This is a genomic window from Citrobacter sp. RHBSTW-00570 (genome assembly GCF_013739755.1).
In the GTDB taxonomy this organism is placed as follows: Bacteria; Pseudomonadota; Gammaproteobacteria; order Enterobacterales; family Enterobacteriaceae; genus Citrobacter; species Citrobacter braakii.
Genome location: NZ_CP056399.1, coordinates 2,489,596 through 2,513,088, shown reverse-complemented (window position 1 = coordinate 2,513,088; position 23,493 = coordinate 2,489,596). Strand labels below are relative to the sequence as shown.

Sequence of the window (23,493 nt, the reverse complement as noted above, 5' to 3'; positions counted from 1 at the left end):
AGGTTCAACATGTCCATTCGATTTGCCAGCAAAGAAGACTGTGCCGCCATTGCAGAAATCTACAACCACGCGGTACTGCATACGGCGGCTATCTGGAACGATCAAACGGTCGATGCCGAAAACCGTATCTCATGGTATCAAGCCCGCCAGTTGATGGGCTATCCGGTGCTGGTGAGTGAAGAGAATGGCGTGATTACAGGGTACGCCTCCTTTGGCGACTGGCGTAACTTTGATGGATTCCGTCATACCGTTGAACATTCGGTGTATGTCCATCCTGCTCATCAGGGTAAAGGTCTGGGACGAGCGCTGCTCAGCAGGTTAATAGAAGAAGCCCGCGCGTGCGGCAAGCATGTGATGGTTGCGGGCATTGAGTCTCATAATCAGGCGTCGCTGCATCTGCACAGCACGCTGGGTTTTAAAACCACCGCGCAAATGCCACAGGTTGGCACGAAATTTGGGCGCTGGCTGGATCTGACTTTTATGCAGTTGCAGTTAGACGATCGCCGCGAACCGGATGCCAGCAGATGAACCAGACGCTAACCCTCTCCTTTCTGATTGCCGCAGGTATTGGTCTGGTGGTGCAAAATACCTTGATGGTACGCATCACGCAGACGTCCTCGACGATCCTCATCGCCATGTTACTTAACTCTCTGGTCGGGATCGTGCTGTTTGTCAGCATACTGTGGTTTAAGCAAGGTATGGCGGGGTTTGGGGAACTGGTTTCCAGCGTGCGCTGGTGGACGCTAATCCCTGGCTTGCTGGGATCGTTCTTTGTTTTTGCCAGCATCAGTGGATACCAAAATGTGGGCGCAGCAACCACTATCGCGGTGCTGGTGGCCAGCCAGTTAATCGGCGGACTGGTGCTGGATATTCTGCGCAGTCATGGCGTACCGCTGCGGGCGTTGGTGGGGCCGGTCTGCGGCGCGGTGCTGCTGGTCGTTGGGGCCTGGCTGGTGGCGAGACGTTCGTTTTAATTGCGCTTATCCGGCCTGAACATGCAGGCCGGATAAGGTGTTACTTCGCCATCTGGCCACAACGAATTAAAGGATTGTGCCGCCTTTGGTCAACTGTTCGCGACGGGTTTCCATATCCTCTTTATGCTGACGGCCATGATGTGCGATAGCCGTACGCAAACGCTGTTGCTGGGTGTAACGTTCTTCCCGGCTCAGCACGACATCATCGCTGAGTTCAATCAGCAATTCATTCATATGCGTAATGACGCTCTCTTCAATGGCGGCATCAACACGTGCGCTGACCTCATCCAGATGCGACATAACCTCTCCTTAACTCATTAATTTAATTTTGCTTTTGAAAAATCGCTGCCCATCAGGCTAACGCTGTATCCGCTGACGTTGCTGCGCGTCGCGTAAAACGTTTTCCCGTTTGCCAACGCAATCCACGGAGCCTGCTGGTAGAAAATTTCTTGCGACTGCTGGTAAAGCGCGGCGCGTTCTTCCGGTTTACTCACCAGTTTCGCCTTTTGAACCAGCGAATTATACTCTTTATCGCACCAGCGCGCGGCGTTAGATCCGGTTTTAATGCTGTCACAGCCCAGCAGTACATCGGCGAAGTTGTCCGGATCGCCGTTGTCTGACATCCAACCGAACAACGCGGTGTCATGCTCACCTTTACGCATTCCGGAGAGATATTCGCCCCACTCGTACGACACAATTTTCGCCTTCACGCCAACCTTCGCCCAGTCGCTTTGGATCATCTCGGCAATCCGTCGGGAGTTCGGGTTGTATGGGCGCTGAACCGGCATTGACCACAGCGTCGCTTCAAAGCCGTTTTCCAGTCCCGCCTGTTTCAGCAGATCTTTCGCTTTCTGCGGGTCGTAAGCGTAATCCTGCAGATCTTTATTGAACCCCAACATATTCGGCGGAATTTGCGATTTTGCCACCGTACCGGAACCTAAAAAGACGGCGTTAATAATGGCCTTTTTGTCTGTCGCGTAGTTAAGCGCCTGACGCACCAGCACGTTATCAAACGGTTTTTTCTCGGTATTAAACGCCAGATAGCCGACGTTCAGCGCTTCAACCGAATGCAGTGTCAACTCTTTATTCTTCTTAATCTCATCAAACTGTACGGGCGCAGGTGCCGGAATTATCTGGCATTCATTGGTTTGCAGTTTCGCCAATCGGGTCTGAACGTTTGGCGTGATTGAGAAGATCAGGTGCTTCGTGGGGACGGCACCGTCCCAGTAGTTCGGGTTGGCGAGATAGCGGATTTGCGAATCCTGCTTGTACTGCTGCAACACGTATGGCCCGGTGCCAATTGGCCAGTTATCGACGTTTTCCGGGGTGCCTTTTTTCAGCATCACGTCGGCATATTCCGCAGAGAGGATGGAGGCAAAATCCATTCCCCAGTCGGCAAGAAACGCGGCGTTAGGTTCATTAAGGATAAACTGAACATGATAATCATCGACCTTCTTCACTTCTTTAATCAGTTTATCCAGACCGACATCGTTGAAGTATTCGTAGCTTCCCTGAGAAATTTTGTGGTATGGATGATCGGCATCTTTCTGTCGTAATACCGAGAAAACCACGTCATCAGCGTTGAAGTCACGGGTTGGTTTGAAGAATTTATTACTGTTGAATTTCACGCCCTGACGCAGGGTAAAAGTGTAGGTCTTACCGTCCGGCGAAATCGTCCAGTCCGTTGCCAGAGACGGAACTGGCGTATTTTTTACCGGATCAAAGTTGATGAGTCGGTTGTAGAGCACCTGTGAGCTGGCTACAAACGATGGACCGGAACTGGCGATTTGCGGGTTAAATGACTCTGGCGACGCTTCTGAGCAGTAAATGAGAGTGTCAGTATTGGCCGCGAACGCCGCGCCTGATGGTAAGACGGCGCTGAGCGCCAGCGCGAGTAACGTTTTCCTTGCAATCATGGTTATAAGCCTTCTTATTTTATTATTAACCGGGATATCAGAGCATAGCTGACAAAAACTGACCAATAACAAATCACTATCAGGTTATTCTAATCCGGTGTATTTCGCTGAATAATTCATCACCCTAAGCGAATTAATTTCCCTTAAGTCTTTTTCAAAACGTCAAGATTTTTCCCGGCACTCTATGCCATGAAAATTCGCCCCTTTTTGCCTCTCTTCCACCGTTTGCTCGTTTTTATAAAACGTAAAGTAGATACGTGAAGAAGTCTAAGGGGTAACAACGTGGCAAAAACTCTCTTGCGCAGCGGCAATTTGGATGACTATCAGGCCGTGGGCGGCGGTGGTCAGGCCGTGTTTGATTCAGCATTGCAAATTCGTGAAACGCTTCGCCTGCGTAAACAGCAGGCGATGGTGGATTGTCTGGCGATCCCACAAATTAACGACAACGGCGATCGCGTTGACTGGTATTCGCCGATTGAAGGGAAAGCCGTTGCATGGAAAGCCGCTGATGAAGAGGCCCGTTTTCGTGCGCTGCGCTATCTGGGAAGCACGCTGGAAAATGCGGCGGCGCTGAGTCGTAAAAGTCTGCAATCGGGTAAAACCTCCCTGCAACTGTTTGGCTCACTGCTGGAAAAAGCCATCCAGTTTCCTGGTGAGAATCACGTGTTTCTGGTTGAAGGTAAACCCGTTATTACGTTCTGGGGTTTCGTCAATCTGAATGAAAATCCTCGCGACGATGTGCTCGATTGCCTGCGCCTTGCCGATATTCCTCCGGTCGTCACCGTAGCAGAGCCTGAGCCGGAAGAAGAAATCACTGCCCAAATCACCTTTGTCGAGGCCGACGCACCTTTGCTGACTCCAGTGGTTGAGCTACCTAAACCGGCTGAACCTGAACATGAACTACAACCCCCGGTCGTTGTTAACGAACCGGAAGTCTCGCCGCCGCTCGCACAAAAGAAACCCGCACGCCGCCTGCCGCTGTGGAGCCTGCCCGTTGCCGCGGTGATCATTGCAGCCATGGTTGGGCCGCTGCTGTGGAAGCAACAGACCACCCAGCCCGTACCCGCTGTTCCCCCTGGAGACGTCGCTAAGGCAGATATGGCACCGCTGCCAGAACTGACATCTGCACTGCCGCTGCATCGGGCTGAAGTGGCTCCGGCTGCCAAAAAAGAAAAACCTGTCGAGGGACCGGTCGTGATCGCCGCGATTCCGAAAGATGCGCTGGTGATGGATGCCAACCAGATGAAGGCAGGAACGACGCGTTTTCTCAACGGTAACTGGCGCGTAATGGTTGATGTTAAAGATCCGGTTAGCGGTAAAGCGCCGTCGCTGCGCTATCAGATCCAGGCCAATAAAGGCACGGCGCGCGTGGTTCATGGCGACAATATTGTTTGTCGTGCCGAGATTTTCTCCGGTTTGCATCAGTCAGGTGAATTAATGATTAAGAGTCGCGGGAATGCCCGTTGTACGGACGGGTCACGTTATCCGATGCCGGAAATTACCTGCAAAGCGGGAACCAATGACGTCGCCGCCTGTACCGCACGTTATGACGATCACGCGGAAATCCCTCTGACGATCAAAAAGATAGGTGCCTGATTTTATGTTGGTGAATCTGTGTGACTACAAACAGAGCGTGACGCTCATCGCCAATAGCGGTGTGCAATTTCTGGATTTTGGCCTGACGCCGCAGGAATCTGCGCATCATGGCCGCTTTGTGCGCAAAACGGCAAACGGTCCCCTGCTGCGGCTGGATTTCGATCTGACAACCGGACGTTATACCTTACCTGGCAGCACCGGCGCTCAGCCCGAAGTGGTGAAGCCGGAAAGCACCCAGAAGCTGCATTATTCGCTGGACGTGCTCGACGGTGTCTGGCTGCCGCTGCCGTTCCTGCGCTTTAATCCGCCGCGTACGTTCGTTGAAGGCCCGGATAACTGGGCGCGCGTACAGGTGCGAAAGCTGGCGCAACCTGACAGCGCGGGCAACACCCACCGCGTCACCGTGGCGCTGGACAGCCAGCTCACTGAAAATGCCCCTGCGGCGTTAACCCCCAACGAAAATGACCTGCTGAACGGTACGCGATTTGCGCTGGCCTGGCATGACAACGAAATTGCCGATTTCCTCGACCAGACCTGGATTGACGGCTGGTTGCGCGAATCCTTTATGCATCATGTCACACAGCATGAGAACCGCTCAGAACAAGAGATCCAGCAGGCGCTGCGTAACTTTGAATATCAGGCGCACTGGCTGAATGTGCTGACCCTGTTAGGCGAGCAGCTTTCCGTTCCGGAAGTGAAACTGGTCACGCATACCCTTAGCACGCCCGCCATTCCCGTTGATCTTATCCTGGATATCGGTAACACCCATACCTGTGGCGTCCTGATTGAAGATCACGGGGATGCCAATGACGGACTGCGCCAGACAGCCGAATTGCAGGTGCGTTCGTTAAGCGAGCCACAGTTTCTCAACGATCCGTTGTTCACCAGCCGACTGGAGTTTTCCGAAGCGCGTTTTGGTAAGCAGCACTTTTCCGTGGAGAGCGGCCGTGATGATGCCTTTATCTGGCCGTCGATTGTCCGCGTTGGCGATGAAGCCCGAAAGCTGGCGATGCAGCGCATGGGCACTGAAGGCAGCAGTGGGATCTCCAGCCCGCGCCGTTATCTGTGGGACGAAACGCCGGTGTTACATGACTGGCGCTTTAGCCAGATGAATGGCAAAACCCAGCGCGAACCACTGGCTACCGCCTTCCCGCTGATGAACCTGATGAACGATGACGGGCAACCGCTGTTCAGCCTGCCGCAGGATGATCGTCTACCGGTATTCTCACCGCAATACAGCCGCAGTACGCTGATGACGCATATGTTGTGCGAAATACTGGCCCAGGCGCTGGGGCAAATTAACAGCGTGGCGACGCGTTTGCGCCTCGGATTCCCGGCATCTCCTCGTCAGTTGCGTACGCTGATCCTGACCCTGCCGTCGGCGATGCCCAAACAGGAGCGTGAGATTTTCCGCCTGCGCATGTTTGAAGCTATTGCGTTGGTCTGGAAAGCGATGGGCTGGCACCCGCAGGATGAAGACTTCACCACCCGTAAACAGCAGGAAAAGAGCGTGGTTCCCGTACCTGAGATCCAGATGGAATGGGATGAGGCCAGCTGCGGGCAACTGGTGTGGCTGTATAACGAAGCTATCTCTCACTACGATGGTCACACCGAATCGTTCTTTAACGCCCTTGCCCGCCCGGACCGTCTGCCGGAGCCTGGTGAGACTAAAGGTCGTGCGCTGCGCGTGGCATCGATCGACATTGGCGGCGGGACAACGGATATGGCCGTCGTCCATTACCAGCTTGATGACGGCGTGGGTACAAATGTCAAAATTACCCCGCACCTGCTGTTCCGTGAAGGCTTTAAGGTTGCGGGCGATGACATGCTGCTGGACGTGATTCAGCGCTGCGTGTTGCCTGCGCTGCAAACCCGTCTGCAACAGGCTGGCGTGACCGACGCCGCCGCATTGCTGGCTACGCTATTTGGCGATTCCGGGCGCATCGACACCCAGGCGATTTTGCGTCAACAAACGGCGTTACAACTCTTTATGCCGCTCGGTCATGCGGTACTTTCAGCCTGGGAACAAAGTGATATTAACGATCCGGTAGCGGGTCTGCATGCCACCTTTGGCGAACTCCTGAGCCAGCAACCAACGCGCAACGTACTGAATTACATCCAGCAGGCTATCGATCATGCGTTACCTGCGGGATCGCCAGCGTTTGATGTGTTGAGCGTGCCGTTACAGGTGCAGTTCAGGCAGTTACAAGAAGCGTTACTGGCGGGCCAGTTTACCCTGACCTCCCCACTGCACGCGGTCTGTGAGGCCATTTCACACTATCGCTGCGATATTTTATTAGTGACCGGCAGACCCGCCTGTTTGCCGGGCGTACAAGCGTTGATCCGCCATCTGCAGCCCGTTCCGGTTAATCGTATGATCTGGATGGATAACTACCGCGTACATGAGTGGTATCCGTTCAGCCAACAAGGGCGGATTGGTAACCCCAAATCCACCGCAGCAGTTGGTGCCATGTTGTGTAGCCTGGCGCTGGATCTACGCTTGCCGCGTTTCAACTTTAAAGCTGCCGATATCGGCGCTTACTCGACCGTACGTTATCTCGGCGTGTTGGATAATACGGTCAATACGCTGCGCGATGAGAACATCTGGTATCACGATATCGATCTGGATAAGCCCGGCGCGAAGCTGGATGCCCGCCTGCACTTCCCATTGCGCGGCAACGTTACGTTAGGTTTCCGTCAACTGGCCAACAGCCGTTGGCCTGCCACACCGCTGTATACGCTCAGCATAAATTCTGCCGAACTGGCAAAAACCATCGCCGGAGATGGCGTGTTGAATGTACGGCTGCAGCTACGCGGTGGTAGCAAAGAAAGCGGCCCGGAATTTTTCGTACTGAGCGATGCGTGGTTACAGGATGGCACTCCCGTTGCCGCCAATGCCTTAACGTTAAAACTGAATACGCTGGCAGACCGACGCCATAGCGGGAGCCATTACTGGATTGATAGCGGGAGCGTGTACCTGAAATGAGTAAGATGTTAAACACCGCGCAGGCCGCCATCGAGTGGGTAACTGATACCCGTCAGCGTGCGGCGCGTCTTGATGATGAAGCGGATGCCCTGTTGGCGCAGCTCACCCTGGCCGCCGTTAATGAATCTGCGTTGAAGACGACCTTTTCATCGCGAGGATGCGTTGGGCTTTACGGACATTCGCAATCGGCAAAAGCGCACCTGCTCACAGCATTGTGCAGCAACGCCAATGGCAAAGTGAATATCGTTACCCCGGATCGCAGCTTTGATTACTTTTCACATATTAATCCTGGTCATGCGCCAACCAATATGGCGATCCGCTTTACGCGTGATGAAAATCCGCTCGATGGTGAATGGCCGTTGCGCCTGCGGCTACTCAGTGAAGCCGAACTGGTACAGCTATTTATTACCCAGTTCTGTGCGCTTGCGGACAACCGCCAGGTCGAGAAATCGATTATTGAGGCGCGCCTGGAAAAATGGCAAACGTTGCGCCAGCGTCATCCGGTGCCGGGCATTACCGCGCATGATGTCGCGGCAATTGGTCGTTTCTGGCGCGCCTGCGTACCGGCCAGACAACAGCAATTTGACGACGCGCTATGGCATCAGTTTGCCACGCTGCTACCCGCTCTGGATCTGACTACCCGGGCAAACGCCTGGGCGTTACTGTGGGGAGAACAACCAGAGTTGACGCAACAGTGGTTGGCGCTGGCGCATACGCTGCAACAAACCGGGAGCGCGCAAGAACTCGCGGCTCCGCTGAGCCTGCTGGTTGACCATTTTGGTTTACCTGCCGAGAGTTTCCTGACTCAGGTAGCATTGAACGGGAATGAGGCGCAAAGCGATGTGGTGGTTCATCCAATAGAAAATGATCAGTTGCTCAATGCGGTCAGCCTTTCTCAGGCTTCGCTGGCGCTGCTCACGCGCGAGCTGGTCCTGACAGTTGAAGACGCGGTACTGGAAAATGTCGATCTGCTGGATATTCCCCTCGCCCCGGATGTTCATCCCCATCCATTGTGGCAGGCCAAATTAGGCTGGATGCTGGAACATTATCGCCAGCATCTGCAACCGGATGTACTTTTAATCTGTAATGCGGTATCTACCCGCTCCCAGACGCCCGCCATCACCCGCAAACTACTGGGCTGGGTTAACGACACTCAGCCCGTACATGACGCCGCATTGCCGGGAGTGTCTGGGCCATTACTCCGCAGGATGCGCGGTTTAGCACTCAGCAAAATCTTGATGAATCTGTGCAGCAATTAATGGGCAAACCCGGACTGCACTGGGGCACGCTGCAGGCGCTGGATAAACACAGCTTACAACGCCTCGTAGAATGGCTGACTCAGGCAACCTCGCCCCAGCAACGCCAGGCGAGATTGACCTCCCTGCGTGAGCAGCACCAGCAGCGTGTACGCGAAACCCTGATCGGCTGGATTAACCCCGTTGAAACCGAATCGGGTAGCAATGAGTCGGTGATCCGCCAGCTCCAGGCCCAGGCGGCAAAGCATGGCGAACTCCTGGACGGTTTGCTTCCGCCGATGCGCCTCTTTGAGTCGCTGCTGCGTGTTCAGCAGCCGCGCGAGGAACAGGTGAGCGGATTATTTAATGAAGAGATTGACCTGTTTGCCGAGGTGCGTGACACACCGCACTCGCCGGAAAGCAAAGAGGCCGGGTATCAGGCGCACAAAATGTGGGTTAACCACGTGCGCCAGTGGTGTCGCGATGAAAATAATGCGCGCCGATTACGTCTCGAGCCGCGTACGCTAAGGCAGGTTGCCGATATCCTCGTCACCACCAGCTATCGGCTGGAGATGCCGCAACGCTTACAGCGCATTATGCAGCGAGAAAACGTCTGCGCCGCGCAGCTTCACGCCGATATTGGGGATTTTATTACCTGGCTTGGATTTGCCAGCGTGGCAGAGGAACAGCGTCCGGCCAGCAGGATCCAAAAAGGATCGGCTATTTTTAGTGCCCCGGCGCAACAGCCGATGTTACGGTTGACGAAACTGGATGAACAACCTTCGCATGGCGCAAGCCGTTACGTTTACGACTGGCTGGTCGCTTTGTATACCCGCGCCAATGAAAACGTGGGATATCAGCATCCAATGGATGTTTGCGCAGCCGACAAAAAACGATTAGATGCCCTGCTTTCCTCCTGAAACGGCGTTTACGCCGTCATCAGAAGAGAGAAAACATTAACGCGACGGGAAAACTCATCGGCCAGGTCGCCCCGACTAATACCGCGCTGAGAAAACGAATCCGCTTTTTATCGCGGGAAAGAAACCAGGTGATGATTGCCGTGATAGCGGCCATCACCGCATAAAAAACCAACATTTTTTGGTACAGAGACATGTCAGGCATCCGGGCCGAAAGGTAAAATCGCGCGCAATATGCTCTTTTTCATGACCTACATCAAGTTTTATTAATTATTTTAAGAGAAACGCCGGTAAAACAAGCCGTTTTCATTATGTTCAGAATCCGTACTATTGCGGATAGTTATAACCCGTACTATACCCATAAGGGTTAAAACGAAAGGTGGCACAAATGAATGTTTCCAGTAAAACTGTGGTGCTGATAAATATATTTGCTGCTGTAGGACTTTTCAGTCTGATTTCCGCAAGGTTTGGCTGGTTTGCTTGATGTCGTTCTTCTTGATTAATTGCAGCGTCCGCTGGCAGAGAGGCTCTTCTCTCTGCCATTAGTACACGATTTTCCCACTCTCCTGCCACCCGGTAAATTATCCTTAGTATGTAATCCCCCTAATCCTTCTGCGGCATTACATTGCCCGCATAACGGCTCGGTGTTGTGCCGGTATGCTGATGGAAAAAAGCGATAAAAGCACTGTCACTGACAAATTCCAGATATTGCGCCACCTGGCTGATCTGCCCCCCGTCAGCCAGCATCTCCATGGCTTTTAATAGTCTAAATTGCTGCCGCCAGCTCTGATAATTCATCCCGGTATCCCTGGTAAATATTCGACTGATCGTCCTCTCGCATGCCCCAACCCGTTGGGATAATTGATTTAGTCGTGGTGGCAATTCGCCCATGCGTACTCCTTCAAGCCACACGTTCAGCCGTGGATCTGAGGGAAACTGCAACGTCCAGTTTTCACTGTGGGCGGCCCGCATTTCCTCACAGAAAACGGTGATAAGACTGGCCTGCTGCGCGGCAGGCATTTCCCATGGCCAGAAAGCCATACGTTCTATTACTTCAAAAAAGAGAGGATTAACGTCGACTATCTGCAGCGGTAATTTAGATAACGGCAATGTAGTTGAAAAATACAACGAACGATAAGCCATCACGCCACGCATTATGGCGCGATGTACCGTACCAGCCGGGATCCAGACCGCGCGCCGTGGCGGTAGCAGACACAGGGCATGCTCCAGCTCAATCGTAATGCTTCCCGCTGCCGAAAAAAGTAGCTGATGACGAAGATGGCTATGCCGGCCGGAATCGTGTACGCCCATCTCGGAGGCAATCCCGATTACCGGTTTATCAAAGCTATCCGCATCGAAATCATCATCCGGGGCAATTTCCATTATCTGTCCGATATTTGATATTTAAAGTCTTGATAATGGTAATGCGACACCTCCCTTTCAGCAATAATGCCCGCCAGTTTTCTGTCTCTCTGGATATTGCTATGAACACTCTTCGCCGCCCGCCGCTGTGGCTTCTTACTTTGCTGATTATGTTTCCGCAACTGGTGGAAACCATTTATAGCCCGGCATTGCCAGGAATCGCCACGTCTTATCACGTAAGCAGTGAGCGCGCGGCGCAAACACTCTCCGTTTATTTTATTGCCTTCGCCATCGGCGTGGCGATGTGGGGTTGGCTGAGCGACTGCCTCGGTCGACGTTGGGCGATGCTGGCAGGACTTATCTGCTATGGGTCAGGTTGTGCCCTGGCCGTGGTTGCCACTGACTTCAGCGTTTTGCTGCTGGCGCGGATGATCTCAGCCATCGGCGCGGCTGCCGGGTCAGTGGTGGTACAGACCATGTTACGGGACACTTATGAATCAACTGCGCTATCCCGCGTCTTTTCCGTGATGGGCGCTGCGCTGGCATTGAGTCCCGTTTTCGGCCTGCTAAGCGGAGGTTGGTTGGTTAGCCTGTATGGTCATACCGGTGTATTTATTGCCCTTGTGCTGCTGGCGCTGCTACTGCTACTACTGACTGCGACCATGCTGCCAGAAACCCGGCCCGAAAATACGCTCAGCCCCAGCCTTGCTGCACTGCTCTCCCGTATGATGCGTGACCGCGAGCTGTGGAAAAATACCATGCTGGTTGCGCTGCTGAACACCATGCTGTTCAGCTATTACAGCCTGGCTCCGTTTCTTTTCGGGCAATTGGGATGGAGTTCCAGAGCCTTTGGCTGGACGGGGGGACTACTTGCGTTTGCTTCGCTGTCGGGCAGCCTGCTGAACCGGAGATTATTGACGACAGACCTGACATCGGAACAGAGGGTACGTTATGCCTGTGCGCTGGCAGCATTGTCAGGCCTCGCCGCGTGGTGGTTACAGCACTCCGCGTGGATTCTGATACCGGTTTTCGGCGCGGTGATTGCCTATGGCATCGCGATCCCTAATGTGCTGAGTCAGGCCCTACGCCACTATCGTGAACAGGCCGGGGCCGCCGGTGCATTATTTGGATTAAGCTATTACCTGTTGCTGGGAATGATGCTGGGGGTGGCAGGCATGGTGCAACAACTGGGGCTGGTTCTGAGCGTCTGTGCGCTACTCGCCTGGATTTGCAGCTTGCGCCGCGGATAACCGGATGAGGTTCCTGAAAGCACAAAGCCCTGACATTAATAAGCCGGGGCTTTGTTGTATCAATTAGCCTGACCTCGCGGATATTTCCAACTTACCGCCGTCCGATGGCGACGAGGCCAGTGGCGCGAATAATATAGACACACGTTTGCCAGTATTTAGCTATCCGTGCCGCATTTATTGCTCGCGCTTCAGATATTACTCATGCTTGATCATGACATGGCGAACAATCGTGTAATCTTCCAGCCCGTAAACCGACATATCCTTGCCATAACCAGACTGTTTTTGTCCGCCGTGCGGCATCTCGCTGACCAGCGTGAAGTGGGTATTGACCCAGGTGCAACCATACTGCAGGCGAGCGCTAAATCGATGCGCGCGCCCCACATCCCGAGTCCAGACGGAGGATGCCAGGCCGTATTTCGAATCGTTAGCCCACGCCAGCACCTGATCTTCATCCTCAAATACGGTGACGCTGACCACCGGACCGAAAACTTCCCGCTGCACGATAGCATCTTCCTGCTTCGCCCCGGCCAGCAGCGTCGGAGCAAAATAGTAGCCTGCGCCGTCCACTTTTTTACCACCGGTGATGACTTTGATATGCCCCAGTGCTTTGGCTTCATCGACCGCTTTAGTCACGCGATCGAGGTGCGCCTGCGAGCTTACCGGCCCCAGCTCCGTCGATTCATCATTCGGTGCGCCGATTTTCAGGCTGGCAACCGCGGCACCAAGTTTCTCAACCAACGCGTCATAAATGCCTTTCTGGGCATAGATTCGACAAGCGGCGGTACAGTCTTGCCCGGCGTTGTAATACCCAAAGGTTCGCACGCCGCTCACCACCGCATCCAGATCGGCATCATCAAAAATGATGACCGGGGCTTTGCCGCCCAGCTCCATATGTGTGCGCTTAATCGAAGGCGCGGTGTGCTGGATAATGTGTTCACCGGTCGCAATGGAGCCGGTCAGGGAAACCATCCGGACTTTTTCATGACCGGTCAGCGGGTCACCCACCGTTTTGCCACGGCCAAACAGCACGTTGATAACGCCAGGCGGATAAATATCTTTGGCAAATTCAGCCAGTTTAAGAGCGGTTAGCGGGGTGATTTCTGACGGTTTAATCACCACGCAGTTACCCGCCGCCAGCGCCGGTGCCAGCTTCCACGCCGCCATCATCAGCGGGTAGTTCCACGGCGCGATAGAGGCCACCACGCCCAGCGGATCCCGACGAATCATCGACGTATGCCCTTCCAGATACTCTCCGGCCGCCTGCCCTTGTAGAGTACGAGCTGCCCCGGCGAAGAAGCGGAAAACGTCGACGATTGCCGGAATTTCATCGTTAAGGACACAGTGCAGCGGCTTACCACAGTTAAGCGATTCCAGCTCAGCGAAGGTTTGCGCGTTATCGGCGATAGCATCCGCCAGTTTCAGCAGCAGTTCGGAACGGACTTTCGGTGTGGTTTGTCCCCAGGTGGAAAATGCGTTGTCTGCTGCACGTACCGCCGCATCAACCTGCCCGGCTGACGCCTCGGCAATCTCCAGAATGCGTTCTCCAGTGGCAGGGTTATAGACTGGCTGCTTTTCACCTTCACCGTTGACCAGCTCGCCATTAATCAGTAATTGATGTTGCATAGCAATTTCCCATATCGTCGTTTATTTACCGTTTCCGGCGAGAGTGTCGCCTTCACGCGTTAGCCACCAGGCCCCTAAAATTGGCAGTGTTGTCACCAGCATTACCAGCAATGCCACAACGTTGGTGACAGGCACATCTCGTGGTCGACCCAGTTGATTGAGCAGCCACAAAGGAAGTGTTCTTTCATGTCCGGCGGTGAACGTTGTCACGATGATTTCATCAAACGACAAAGCAAACGCCAGCATCCCTCCCGCCAGCAGTGCCGATGCCAGGTTTGGCAGCACGACATAACGAAAGGTTTGCCAGCCGTTGGCGCCAAGATCCATAGACGCTTCAACCAGACTCCATGAGGTACGGCGAAAACGCGCCACGACGTTGTTAAATACCACCACCACGCAAAACGTCGCATGGCCGACCACGATGGTGAGAAAACCGGGTTCCAGGTTGATAGTTTTAAACGCCGTCAGTAGCGCCAGACCGGTAATAATCCCCGGCAGCGCGATCGGCAACAGCAGCAACAGCGATATTGCGCTTTTACCAAAAAAGTCCCTGCGCCACAGTGCGGCAGCGGCCAGCGTCCCCAGAACGAGAGCAATGGCCGTCGACAATGCAGCGATTTTAAGTGACAACGTCACCGATTCCAGAATATCGCTACGTTGCGCCGCAACGCTAAACCACTTCAGCGTTAACCCCTGTGGTGGAAAACTAAAAGCAGCCTCCTCAGTATTAAAAGCATAGGTGGCGATGATGAGGATGGGAAAGTGCAGGAAAATAACCCCGCCCCATGCCGCCAGTTTGAGTAACCAGGGCGCGCGTTCAGAGTGCATCGAAAGCTCCCAGACGCTTCACGAACGCCAGATACAGTGCGATTAACACAATCGGCACCAGAGTAAATGCCGCCGCCATCGGCATATTGCCGATCGCCCCTTGTTGCGAATACACCATATTGCCGATGAAATAGCCTGGCGGTCCCACCAGTTGCGGAACGATAAAATCGCCCAACGTCAGAGAGAAGGTAAAGATCGACCCTGCCGCGATACCGGGTATCGCCAGTGGCAGGACCACATAGCGGAAAGTCTGATGCGGACGAGCGCCCAAATCAGCGGAGGCCTGTAAGAGCGAAGGCGGAAGTCTCTCCAGCGCGGCTTGTACCGGCAGGATCATAAACGGCAGCCAGATGTAGACGAACACCAGAAAACGCCCTAACCCTGAAGTCGACAACGTATTGCCGCCTACCGCAGGCAGCGTCAGGAACGAAAGCAGCAGCGGCTCCAGCCCCAGATGGGTTAAAAACCACTGCGCCACCCCGTCTTTAGCCAACAGTAACGTCCATGCGTAGGCTTTAACAATGTAACTGGCCCACATCGGCAACATCACAGCAATGTAAAAAAAGGCTTTCATTTTGCCACTGGTATATCGCGCCATATACCACGCCATCGGAAACGCCAGAATCGCGCTGGCAATGGTGACTGCCACCGCCATCGTCAGGGTACGCAAAATGATGTCGTAGTTGGCGGGATTAAACAGCGCCTGCAAATTCGCCAGCGTCAGGTCGGGCGTGACCGACATGGTGAAATCATCGAAGGTATAAAAACCTTGCCACAACAGCGTCAGTAATGAGCCGAAGTAGACGATCCCAAACCACATCAGCGGTCCGAGGAGCAGCAAAAACAGCCCCAGACCCGGATTACGCCAGAAGAACCCTGAGATCCGGTTCAGACTTGTCGACTGTGGAGGCGAATGTAAGACATTCATAGCCATTCACCTCTCCTCAACCAGCGGTACCATCACGTCGCGTGACCACGATGCCATCACCTGTTGACCCGGCGACAGCGTTGTTGGCAGCATTTCTCCCGTCAGGTTCGCCTGGCTAACCAGCAATTTTTCACCGCCGACAAGTTTCAGCTCAAAACGTGTCGCCGCGCCCTGGTACTGCACCGCCTGGATAACCCCCCGGGCCTGGACTTCACCACTGGTATCATTCAAGCGAATGTGTTCCGGACGCAGGGAAAACATACCCTGTAGCCCGCAAACGTTCGCTGACATCGTTTCATCAAAAACATTTGACGTCCCGACGAAACTTGCCACAAACGGTGTGCGCGGACGCATGTACAGTTCACGCGGAGAATCCACCTGTTCGATGCGACCATTATTAAACACCGCCACACGATCGGACATCGACAGGGCTTCACCCTGATCGTGGGTGACAAAAATGAAGGTGATACCCAGGGATTGCTGTAACTTTTTCAGTTCCAGCTGCATCTGCTCACGCAGCTTAAGATCCAATGCCCCGAGCGGTTCATCCAACAGCAGGACGCGCGGTTCATTGACCAGCGCGCGGGCAATCGCCACGCGTTGCCGCTGACCACCGGAGAGTTGCGATGGTTTGCGTTCATAAACAAAACCGAGCGCAACCTTATCCAGCGCTTCACGTGCTTTTGCGTGACGCTGTTTTTTATCAATACCTTTGACCATCAGTCCGTAGGCGACATTGTCGAGAATCGACATATGCGGGAATAGCGCATAATCCTGAAATACCGTATTGACGTCCCGTTCCCAGGGCGGCAATTCGCTGGCCTGCTTACCAAAAATGGTGATTGCGCCGCCTGACAGTTGCTCAAACCCTGCAATAAGGCGCAGACAAGTGGTCTTGCCGGAGCCGGATGGCCCCAGCATAGAGAAAAACTCACCGTCGTTAATCGCAATACTCACCCCATCAACTGCACGAACATCCCCGTACAGACGCGAGACGTTATGAAACTCCACTGCGTACGTCATAAAACCCCCAGCGGAATTAACGACCGCCCATAATGGCGATGTAATCCTGCGTCCAGCGACTGTAAGGAACGAATTTGCCACCTTCTGCGATCGGCGTTTTCCAGAAGGCAATTTTGTCAAAGTAGCTATAGCCGTTGGTTTCACAGCCCTTTTCACCCAGCAGCGGGCTGGCTTTACAACCTTCAGGCACGACTGGCAGAGAACCAAACCAGGCTGCGACGTCGCCCTGAACTTTCGGGGTTAATGACCAGTTCATCCATTTGTAAGCGCACACCGGGTGTTTGGCTTCGCTGTGCAGCATGGTGGTATCAGCCCATCCGGTAACCCCTTCTTTTGGGAAGACCGTGGCAATAGGCTGACCTTCTCCTTTCAGGGCGTTCGCCTGATAAGGCCAGGCGCTGGACGCCACCACACCTTCGTTTTTGAAGTCGCTCATTTGCACGGTGGTATCGTGCCAATAGCGATGGATCAGCGCGTGTTGATCGCTCAGGACTTTGATCACCGCCTGATACTGTTGTTCGGTGAGCTGATAGGGATCGGTAATGCCCAGTTGCGGCTGAGTCGCCTTAACGAATAATGCAGCATCGGCAATATAGATCGGGCCATCGTAGGCTTGAACGCGCCCTTTATTGCTTTTTCCGTCCCCAAGTTTTTGCTCAACAAATACCACGTTCCAGCTATCCGGCGGCGTTGGGAAAATTTTGGTGTTGTACATCAGCAGGTTTGGCCCCCACTGGTATGGTGTGCCGTAAACTTTTCCGCCAACGTTAAACCACTCGCCTTTTACCACGCGCGGATCGATGCTTTTCCAGTTAGGGATCAGCGCGGTATTAATCGGCTGAACGCGTTTTCCCATAATCAGACGCAATGAGGCATCACCGGAAGCGGTAACCAGGTCGTAGCCGCCTTTTGCCATCAGGCTGACCATTTCATCAGAAGTGGCCGCTGTTTTAACATTGACCGCGCAGCCGGTCTCTTTCTCAAACTGCGAGACCCAATCATATTGTTTATCGGTCTGTCCACGTTCGATGTAGCCCGGCCAGGCAATAATATCCAGACGGCCTTCCGGTTTATCTAAGGATGTCGGGGGTTCGGCTGCTTGTGCAGTCATCAGCGTCATACTGAGTGCGCACAGGCTACTGAGGGCAAACTGCTTGCTCATAACGTCTTACTCCTGTCTAAAAAATATTGAGCGGCAGCCTTGCCGTAAATATATGTCCTTTCCTAAAAATAGTCGGGGTGTTGTAAGCGTTCCTGCTGGCGCAAGGAAATTTAATCAGGTTGTGAGCTAACGCTCATTACGCTACTGATGCTGAACGGGAGCTTTAATCTTCTGGAGTATAGACAAGGAGTTAGGTGCAACGGTGGCAATAGTAAGAACTATTGATTTTTTGTATGGTAGCACCCGATATAAATAACATCGGGGTTAGGTATTCTCTATTTCGAAAATAAGAACGCGCTATTCTTTTATATTGAATAGCGCGTTACGTTTTATTTCATCATCTCGCGAATTAATTTTCCCAGCTGTTTCACAGCCTGTTCCTCACGCTCTCCCCAGTGCCATGCGGTATTAAAGCGAAAAAAACGAGTCCAGCTCCCCGAGGTCGAAAACATTTTTCCCGGTGCAATGCTGATATGGTGCGCCAGTGCCTGGGTGCTGAGCACGCCTGCATCAAGCGGTTCAGGCAGTTCCAGCCACAGAAAATAGCCGCTGTCGTTATGGTGAATTTTGACTTCCGCCGGAAGATGGCGCAGCAACGTTTGCCAGGCCTGCTGTTTGCGTTCCGCCAGTTGACGGCGTAAGCGGCGCAGATGCGCGTCATAGCGCCGGGTTGACAGATAATCCACGAGCGCAAGCTGCATGGGGGAACTGGTGGATAACGTGCTCATGAGCTGGAGTCGCTGAATACGTCGAGCATGCTTCCCGGCCGCCACCCAGCCCACGCGAAATCCGGGCACCAGGCACTTCGAGAAAGACGAACAATGCAAAACGCTGTCGGCGCGATCCCAGGCTTTGGCTGGCAGTGGTTTTTCGCGACCAAAGTACAGCTCGCTGTAGACATCATCTTCTATCAGCATTACATGATATTTTTCCAGCAATGCGACCAAGTGCGCCTTTTTCTCTGTGCTGAGCGTAAAACCCAACGGATTTTGGCTGTTGGTCATCAGCCAGCAGGCTTTTACCGGATACTCCTGCAACGCTTGCTCCAGCGCGGTAAGATCGATCCCCTCTTTCACGTCGGTGGCAATCGAAAGCGCCTTCAGCCGTAATCGCTCCAGGGCCTGCAACGCCCCATAGAAACAGGGGTTTTCGACAATCACCCAGTCTCCCGGTTCGGTAACCGCCTGCAGGCTCAGGTTGAGGGCATCCAGCGCACCGGTAGTGATGACAATTTCATCAGGTGAAATGGTCATCCCCTGTTGAGCATAGCGGCGGGCAATGGCATGGCGCAGCTCAGCATTTCCCGGCGGCAGGTTTTCTATCACGCTCATGGCGGTCGCGGTTTTACTGACCTGCGCCAGCGAGCGGTTCAACTGCTGGAGGGGAAACAGACGCGGGTCGGGGAATGCAGAGGCAAATGGCATCACTGACGCATCCCGGCTGGCCTGCAGCATATCAAAAATATAGGTGTTGATATCCACCGCTTCATCGCGCATCACCTGCGCCTGCGGCGCTGCCAGCTCACGTTCAGGGCGCGCGGCAACATAGTAACCCGACTGCGGCCGGGCGATAATCCGGCCCTGACTTTCCAGCAACTGATATGCATGTCCGACGGTCATAAAACTCATGCCGCTGCTGACCACCTGCTCGCGCAAGGATGGCAAGCGATCGCCGGGCTGCCATACGCCAGATGCGATTTGATCGCGAATTTGCTCAGCCAGTCGCTGGTATTTTTTCATTTTTCGTCCTGATAATCGGTGTCGGTGACAAGCACTGTATATATCAGTTTACATAATCAGGGTGTTTTTTATAACTGTTATAGTTAACAGTTTTACAACATTGTTACTGACAGCTCCTTGCCTAAGGCGCGTGCAGCTATTTGCACAGCATCAATTTTTGTCGCGTGTTTTAAATCGAACAAACGGGTAATTTCCTGCTTAGGCCTGCCGATCCTGTTTGCCAGCTCCTGCTGGGTGATTTTTGATTCAAGAAAGGCATTTAACAAAAGAACCTTCGACGCAATGCTCAGGGGGATTTCCACATAGTCACCTTCAGCGCCAACCGCCGAAGGTAAAGGAATCGGTTCGTTATCGTCGAAATAGAATTCAAAAGCGGTCACCAATGCAGACTGCGCAGCCTGCAAAGCCCCATGACGGGTTTCGCCCTGGGTTAATGCTTCAGGAATATCCGGGAAAGAAACCACGAATCCACCTTCCACGGCGGGGATTAGATTAACGGGATAACGCATGATTTTTTCAAAATCTCTCATATAATTAACCTCATATTGATGATGACTGTAAACCAAGCTGCTTCAGGATCGATTTTCGCAAGGCTTCTTTTATTTCATCACCAGGATGCCTGGGCATAACGCTACGCCTTCCCTGGTACCTCAACTTCAGATGATTTGAGCCGTTTGTAACAGCCACTCCCTGAGATTCAAGCCAGCGTCTGAACTCACTTTGCTTCACTGCGCCTCCCTGTCGTCTATTATACGCATAAAGTAAACATTTATGATTACCTTTTCATTACCTCGCCAGTGATAGCGTAAAATCACTCGCATGGGGAGGACGCGATTCAATAACAGGAATCCAGGTTCCAGATTTCATATCAGCCAGGCTAACCTATAACAGCACGACAACTGTTATGGTTAAAAAGAACTGTTCTGTTTCTGCCTTCCATTGCTTCGCAGCCTTAGAATTGCGCCAAATCAATTTTGCCTGCGGAGCTAAGCATGTTCGGTCTTGACGCGTTTCACCTGGCGAGGATCCAGTTCGCGTTTACGGTATCCTTTCACATCATCTTTCCGGCGATTACCATTGGCCTCGCCAGTTATCTGGCGGTGCTCGAAGGGTTATGGTTAAAAACGAAAAATCCGACCTGGCGCTCGCTATACCATTTCTGGTCGAAAATATTCGCCGTAAACTTTGGTATGGGCGTGGTTTCCGGGCTGGTGATGGCTTATCAGTTCGGCACGAACTGGAGTGGTTTTTCTGAGTTCGCCGGTAGCATCACCGGGCCGCTGCTGACCTATGAAGTATTAACCGCCTTCTTCCTCGAAGCGGGCTTCCTTGGGGTAATGCTGTTTGGCTGGAATCGGGTTGGCCCAGGACTTCACTTCTTCGCGACCTGTATGGTTGCGCTGGGTACTATTATTTCTACCTTCTGGATCCTCGCCTCCAACAGCTGGATGCAAACGCCACAGGGCTATGAAATTGTTAACGGGCAAGTTGTTCCCGTCGACTGGTTCGCCGTGATTTTCAATCCGTCATTCCCTTATCGTTTGCTGCATATGTCCGTTGCCGCCTTCCTGAGCAGCGCGCTGTTTGTCGCGGCATCAGCCGCATGGCATTTATTGCGCGGTAATAGCACGCCAGCAATTCGCGCTATGTTTTCAATGGCGCTGTGGATGACGTTAATCGTCGCTCCGCTGCAGGCCTTAATTGGCGATATGCACGGGTTGAATACGCTGAAGCACCAGCCTGCAAAAATTGCGGCGATTGAAGGACACTGGGAAAATCCGCCCGGTGAACCGACCCCGCTGCTGTTGTTCGGCTGGCCGGATATGGAGCAGGAGCGCACCCGCTATGGGCTGGAAATCCCGGCGCTGGGCAGCCTGATCCTGACTCATAGTCTGGATAAACAGGTCCCGGCGTTAAAAGAATTTCCGAAGGAAGACAGGCCCAATTCCACCATCGTGTTCTGGTCGTTTCGCATTATGGCAGGGTTAGGCATGCTGATGATCCTGCTGGGCGCGTTTGCCCTGTGGCTGCGTTATAAGGAGCGGCTATACACCTCACGTCCTTTCCTGCGTTTTGCATTGTGGATGGGGCCCTCCGGTCTGATTGCCATCCTTGCTGGCTGGGTGACCACCGAAGTTGGCCGTCAGCCGTGGGTGGTTTACGGTTTGCAACGTACGGCGGATGCGGTTTCCGCACATGGTGATTTACATATGAGCATCAGCCTACTGTCTTTCTTTGTGGTGTATAGCTCGGTGTTTGGCGTGGGTTACAGCTACATGATCCGCCTGATCCGTAAAGGACCACAGGAAGATGAGCCGACCATTCCACCAACAGGCACGCCGGCGCGGCCGCTTTCTGCTGTCGTTCTCGATTCTCAACCGGAGGCACACCGCTAATGGGTATCGATTTATCAGTTATCTGGTTTGTAATTATCGTGTTCGCCACGCTGATGTATATCGTGATGGACGGTTTTGATCTCGGGATCGGTATTTTATTCCCTGCGATTTCGGATGCGGATGACCGCGATGTGATGGTCAACAGCGTCGCCCCGGTATGGGACGGTAATGAAACCTGGCTGGTGTTGGGTGGCGCCGGATTATTCGGCGCTTTTCCCCTGGCCTATGCGGTGATTGTCGATGCGCTGACGATCCCATTGACCCTGATGCTCATCGGCCTGATATTTCGCGGCGTCGCGTTTGAGTTTCGCTTCAAAGCCACGCCGGCGCATCGACCATTCTGGGACAAAGCTTTTCTCGGCGGTTCAATCCTCGCGACATTCACTCAGGGTATTGTGGTCGGTGCCGTACTCAATGGATTTTCCGTCACCGGACGCAGCTACAGCGGCGGTCCTTTCGACTGGCTGACCCCCTTTACCCTGTTCTGCGGCGTGGGCCTGGTTGTAGCCTACGCCCTGTTGGGGGCAACATGGCTGGTGATGAAAAGCGAAAATCCGTTGCAGGATAAAATGCGCTGCGTGGCAAGAAAACTGCTGCTGGCGATGCTGGTTGTCATTGCCATTATCAGTCTGTGGACGCCGCTGGCGCACAGCGCCATTGCCGAGCGTTGGTTTAGCCTGCCCAATCTGTGGTTCCTGATGCCGGTTCCGCTCCTGGTTGCGCTGATTAGCCTCTGGCTGTGGCGCTCGCTGGGTCAGCAAAACAGCCATACGCTGCCTTTTGTATTGACGCTGGGGCTAATTTTTCTCGGGTTCAGCGGGCTGGGGATCAGTATCTGGCCCCACATCATTCCACCTTCCATTACGCTGTGGCAGGCGGCAGCTCCGGCGCAGAGTCAGGGCTTTATGTTGGTTGGCGCGCTGCTGATTATCCCGATAATCCTGGTGTACACCTTCTGGAGCTACTACGTTTTCCGCGGCAAAGTTCAACATGGTGAGGGGTATCATTGATGCAACAAACAATCTGGAAACGCCTGATGTGGCTGGTGATCCTCTGGGGCGGCAGCGTGCTGGCCCTGGCCGCCGTTGGTATGTTCTTTCGTCTCTTGATGACGGCCGCCGGATTTAAATCCTGATTCTCTCTCTGATAACAACCGGGCAGCGCTGCACTGCCCGGTTGTGACAAATCCCAACGTTATCTAAACAAAAATGTAAAAAACATCGAAATGACAAAACAGAGATTGTCATTAACCCGATTAAAATATTGAATAGTCACCTGGCGAAATTATCGTCAATTCCGCAGCTAACGTACCAGAGGGTGCATGATGTTTAAGAAAGGGTTAACGGTGTTATTGCTGGCCAGCGCGCTTTTTTCCGGTCAGCTTCTCGCTACTAATCAGGGACATGAATATCTTCAGGTGCAGGATGCCGATCACTTATTACGACACACGGCCGACAGCGATGAACTACGAATGACGGCGGAAGAATCCGCCGCCGATCTTCGCGAACACCATTACTGGCAAAAATCACGCAAACCCGATACACATCAGAGCTAACCG

At 53.4% G+C, this 23,493-nt stretch carries 22 protein-coding genes and 1 pseudogene; 11 read left to right on the top strand and 12 right to left on the bottom strand.

The window, feature by feature from the left end; all coding sequences use genetic code 11:
- The first annotated feature begins 9 nt into the window (after window positions 1–9).
- Window positions 10–528: an L-methionine sulfoximine/L-methionine sulfone acetyltransferase gene (mddA, locus tag HV237_RS11945; RefSeq protein ID WP_047358131.1), complete on the top strand. Its 519-nt coding sequence runs from the start codon at window positions 10–12 to the stop codon at window positions 526–528.
- Window positions 525–974 (top strand): DMT family transporter, encoded by a 450-nt coding sequence (locus tag HV237_RS11940; protein ID WP_016156572.1) that lies wholly within the window; start codon window positions 525–527, stop codon window positions 972–974. The genes mddA and HV237_RS11940 overlap by 4 nt, the downstream gene beginning before the upstream one ends.
- Window positions 975–1,040: 66 nt before the next feature.
- On the opposite strand, the gene HV237_RS11935 is transcribed toward HV237_RS11940, so the two are convergent.
- Window positions 1,041–1,274 carry a YdcY family protein gene (locus HV237_RS11935; RefSeq protein WP_016153143.1) on the bottom strand — a complete coding sequence of 78 codons (234 nt, stop codon included), beginning with the start codon at window positions 1,272–1,274 and terminating at the stop codon, window positions 1,041–1,043.
- 17 nt (window positions 1,275–1,291) lie between these two features.
- Window positions 1,292–2,890 carry an ABC transporter substrate-binding protein gene (locus HV237_RS11930; RefSeq protein WP_047358130.1) on the bottom strand — a complete coding sequence of 533 codons (1,599 nt, stop codon included), beginning with the start codon at window positions 2,888–2,890 and terminating at the stop codon, window positions 1,292–1,294.
- Window positions 2,891–3,172: 282 nt separating this feature from the next.
- Between HV237_RS11930 and HV237_RS11925 the strand changes: the two genes are divergently transcribed.
- From HV237_RS11925 to HV237_RS11915, 3 genes and pseudogenes are all read left to right on the top strand, one after another.
- Window positions 3,173–4,486, top strand: a complete 1,314-nt coding sequence (locus HV237_RS11925; RefSeq protein ID WP_047358129.1) for an SrfA family protein — start codon at window positions 3,173–3,175, stop codon at window positions 4,484–4,486.
- A gap of 4 nt (window positions 4,487–4,490) precedes the next feature.
- On the top strand, window positions 4,491–7,472 hold the full coding sequence (locus HV237_RS11920; protein WP_047358152.1) for a virulence factor SrfB: 2,982 nt from the start codon (window positions 4,491–4,493) through the stop codon (window positions 7,470–7,472).
- A pseudogene (locus HV237_RS11915) lies at window positions 7,469–9,627 on the top strand (virulence factor SrfC family protein). Before HV237_RS11920 ends, HV237_RS11915 begins: the two are co-directional and overlap by 4 nt.
- 19 nt (window positions 9,628–9,646) lie before the next feature.
- Here HV237_RS11915 and HV237_RS11910 read toward each other — a convergent pair.
- Window positions 9,647–9,820 carry a GhoT/OrtT family toxin gene (locus HV237_RS11910; protein WP_016153148.1) on the bottom strand — a complete coding sequence of 58 codons (174 nt, stop codon included), beginning with the start codon at window positions 9,818–9,820 and terminating at the stop codon, window positions 9,647–9,649.
- Between the two features lie 192 nt (window positions 9,821–10,012).
- Here HV237_RS11910 and yncL point away from each other — a divergent pair, with 192 nt between their 5' ends.
- Window positions 10,013–10,108 (top strand): stress response membrane protein YncL, encoded by a 96-nt coding sequence (gene yncL / locus HV237_RS11905; protein ID WP_071524268.1) that lies wholly within the window; start codon window positions 10,013–10,015, stop codon window positions 10,106–10,108.
- Between the two features lie 119 nt (window positions 10,109–10,227).
- On the opposite strand, the gene HV237_RS11900 is transcribed toward yncL, so the two are convergent.
- Entirely contained in the window at window positions 10,228–11,007 is a 780-nt protein-coding gene (locus HV237_RS11900) for a helix-turn-helix transcriptional regulator (protein WP_047358128.1), read from the bottom strand.
- Between the two features lie 101 nt (window positions 11,008–11,108).
- Here HV237_RS11900 and HV237_RS11895 point away from each other — a divergent pair, with 101 nt between their 5' ends.
- Window positions 11,109–12,236, top strand: a complete 1,128-nt coding sequence (locus HV237_RS11895; protein ID WP_047358127.1) for a multidrug effflux MFS transporter — start codon at window positions 11,109–11,111, stop codon at window positions 12,234–12,236.
- 195 nt (window positions 12,237–12,431) lie between these two features.
- Here HV237_RS11895 and patD read toward each other — a convergent pair whose 3' ends face one another.
- The 8 genes from patD to HV237_RS11855 all read right to left on the bottom strand — a co-directional run bounded on the left by patD (window position 12,432) and on the right by HV237_RS11855 (window position 20,268).
- A complete protein-coding gene (gene patD / locus HV237_RS11890; protein WP_047358126.1) occupies window positions 12,432–13,859 on the bottom strand; it encodes an aminobutyraldehyde dehydrogenase in 1,428 nt (475 codons plus the stop codon).
- A 21-nt stretch (window positions 13,860–13,880) separates the two neighbouring features.
- Window positions 13,881–14,687 (bottom strand): ABC transporter permease, encoded by an 807-nt coding sequence (locus HV237_RS11885; RefSeq protein ID WP_003020204.1) that lies wholly within the window; start codon window positions 14,685–14,687, stop codon window positions 13,881–13,883.
- Window positions 14,677–15,621, bottom strand: a complete 945-nt coding sequence (locus HV237_RS11880; protein WP_016153152.1) for an ABC transporter permease — start codon at window positions 15,619–15,621, stop codon at window positions 14,677–14,679. The genes HV237_RS11885 and HV237_RS11880 overlap by 11 nt, the downstream gene beginning before the upstream one ends.
- Window positions 15,622–16,638, bottom strand: coding sequence for an ABC transporter ATP-binding protein (locus HV237_RS11875; protein WP_016156582.1), 1,017 nt, complete (start codon window positions 16,636–16,638; stop codon window positions 15,622–15,624).
- Between the two features lie 16 nt (window positions 16,639–16,654).
- A complete protein-coding gene (gene ydcS / locus HV237_RS11870) occupies window positions 16,655–17,800 on the bottom strand; it encodes a putative ABC transporter substrate-binding protein YdcS (protein WP_016153154.1) in 1,146 nt (381 codons plus the stop codon).
- A 329-nt stretch (window positions 17,801–18,129) separates the two neighbouring features.
- The gene (locus HV237_RS11865; protein ID WP_047358125.1) at window positions 18,130–19,539 is read right to left on the bottom strand and encodes a PLP-dependent aminotransferase family protein; all 1,410 of its coding nucleotides are present in this window, start codon (window positions 19,537–19,539) and stop codon (window positions 18,130–18,132) included.
- 92 nt (window positions 19,540–19,631) lie between these two features.
- On the bottom strand, window positions 19,632–20,048 hold the full coding sequence (locus HV237_RS11860) for a type II toxin-antitoxin system HicB family antitoxin (protein ID WP_131341011.1): 417 nt from the start codon (window positions 20,046–20,048) through the stop codon (window positions 19,632–19,634).
- A gap of 31 nt (window positions 20,049–20,079) precedes the next feature.
- Entirely contained in the window at window positions 20,080–20,268 is a 189-nt protein-coding gene (locus HV237_RS11855; RefSeq protein WP_049259794.1) for a type II toxin-antitoxin system HicA family toxin, read from the bottom strand.
- Between the two features lie 263 nt (window positions 20,269–20,531).
- Here HV237_RS11855 and HV237_RS11850 point away from each other — a divergent pair, with 263 nt between their 5' ends.
- From HV237_RS11850 to HV237_RS11835, 4 genes are all read left to right on the top strand, one after another.
- Complete coding sequence (locus tag HV237_RS11850) at window positions 20,532–21,935, top strand: cytochrome ubiquinol oxidase subunit I (protein WP_016153156.1); 1,404 nt, start codon at window positions 20,532–20,534, stop codon at window positions 21,933–21,935.
- Window positions 21,935–22,945, top strand: a complete 1,011-nt coding sequence (cydB, locus tag HV237_RS11845; protein ID WP_016153157.1) for a cytochrome d ubiquinol oxidase subunit II — start codon at window positions 21,935–21,937, stop codon at window positions 22,943–22,945. The genes HV237_RS11850 and cydB overlap by 1 nt, the downstream gene beginning before the upstream one ends.
- Complete coding sequence (locus HV237_RS11840) at window positions 22,945–23,070, top strand: DUF2474 domain-containing protein (protein WP_003020230.1); 126 nt, start codon at window positions 22,945–22,947, stop codon at window positions 23,068–23,070. Before cydB ends, HV237_RS11840 begins: the two co-directional genes overlap by 1 nt.
- Before the next feature lie 189 nt (window positions 23,071–23,259).
- Window positions 23,260–23,490, top strand: a complete 231-nt coding sequence (locus tag HV237_RS11835; RefSeq protein WP_016153158.1) for a DUF2554 family protein — start codon at window positions 23,260–23,262, stop codon at window positions 23,488–23,490.
- The last annotated feature ends 3 nt before the right edge of the window (window positions 23,491–23,493 follow it).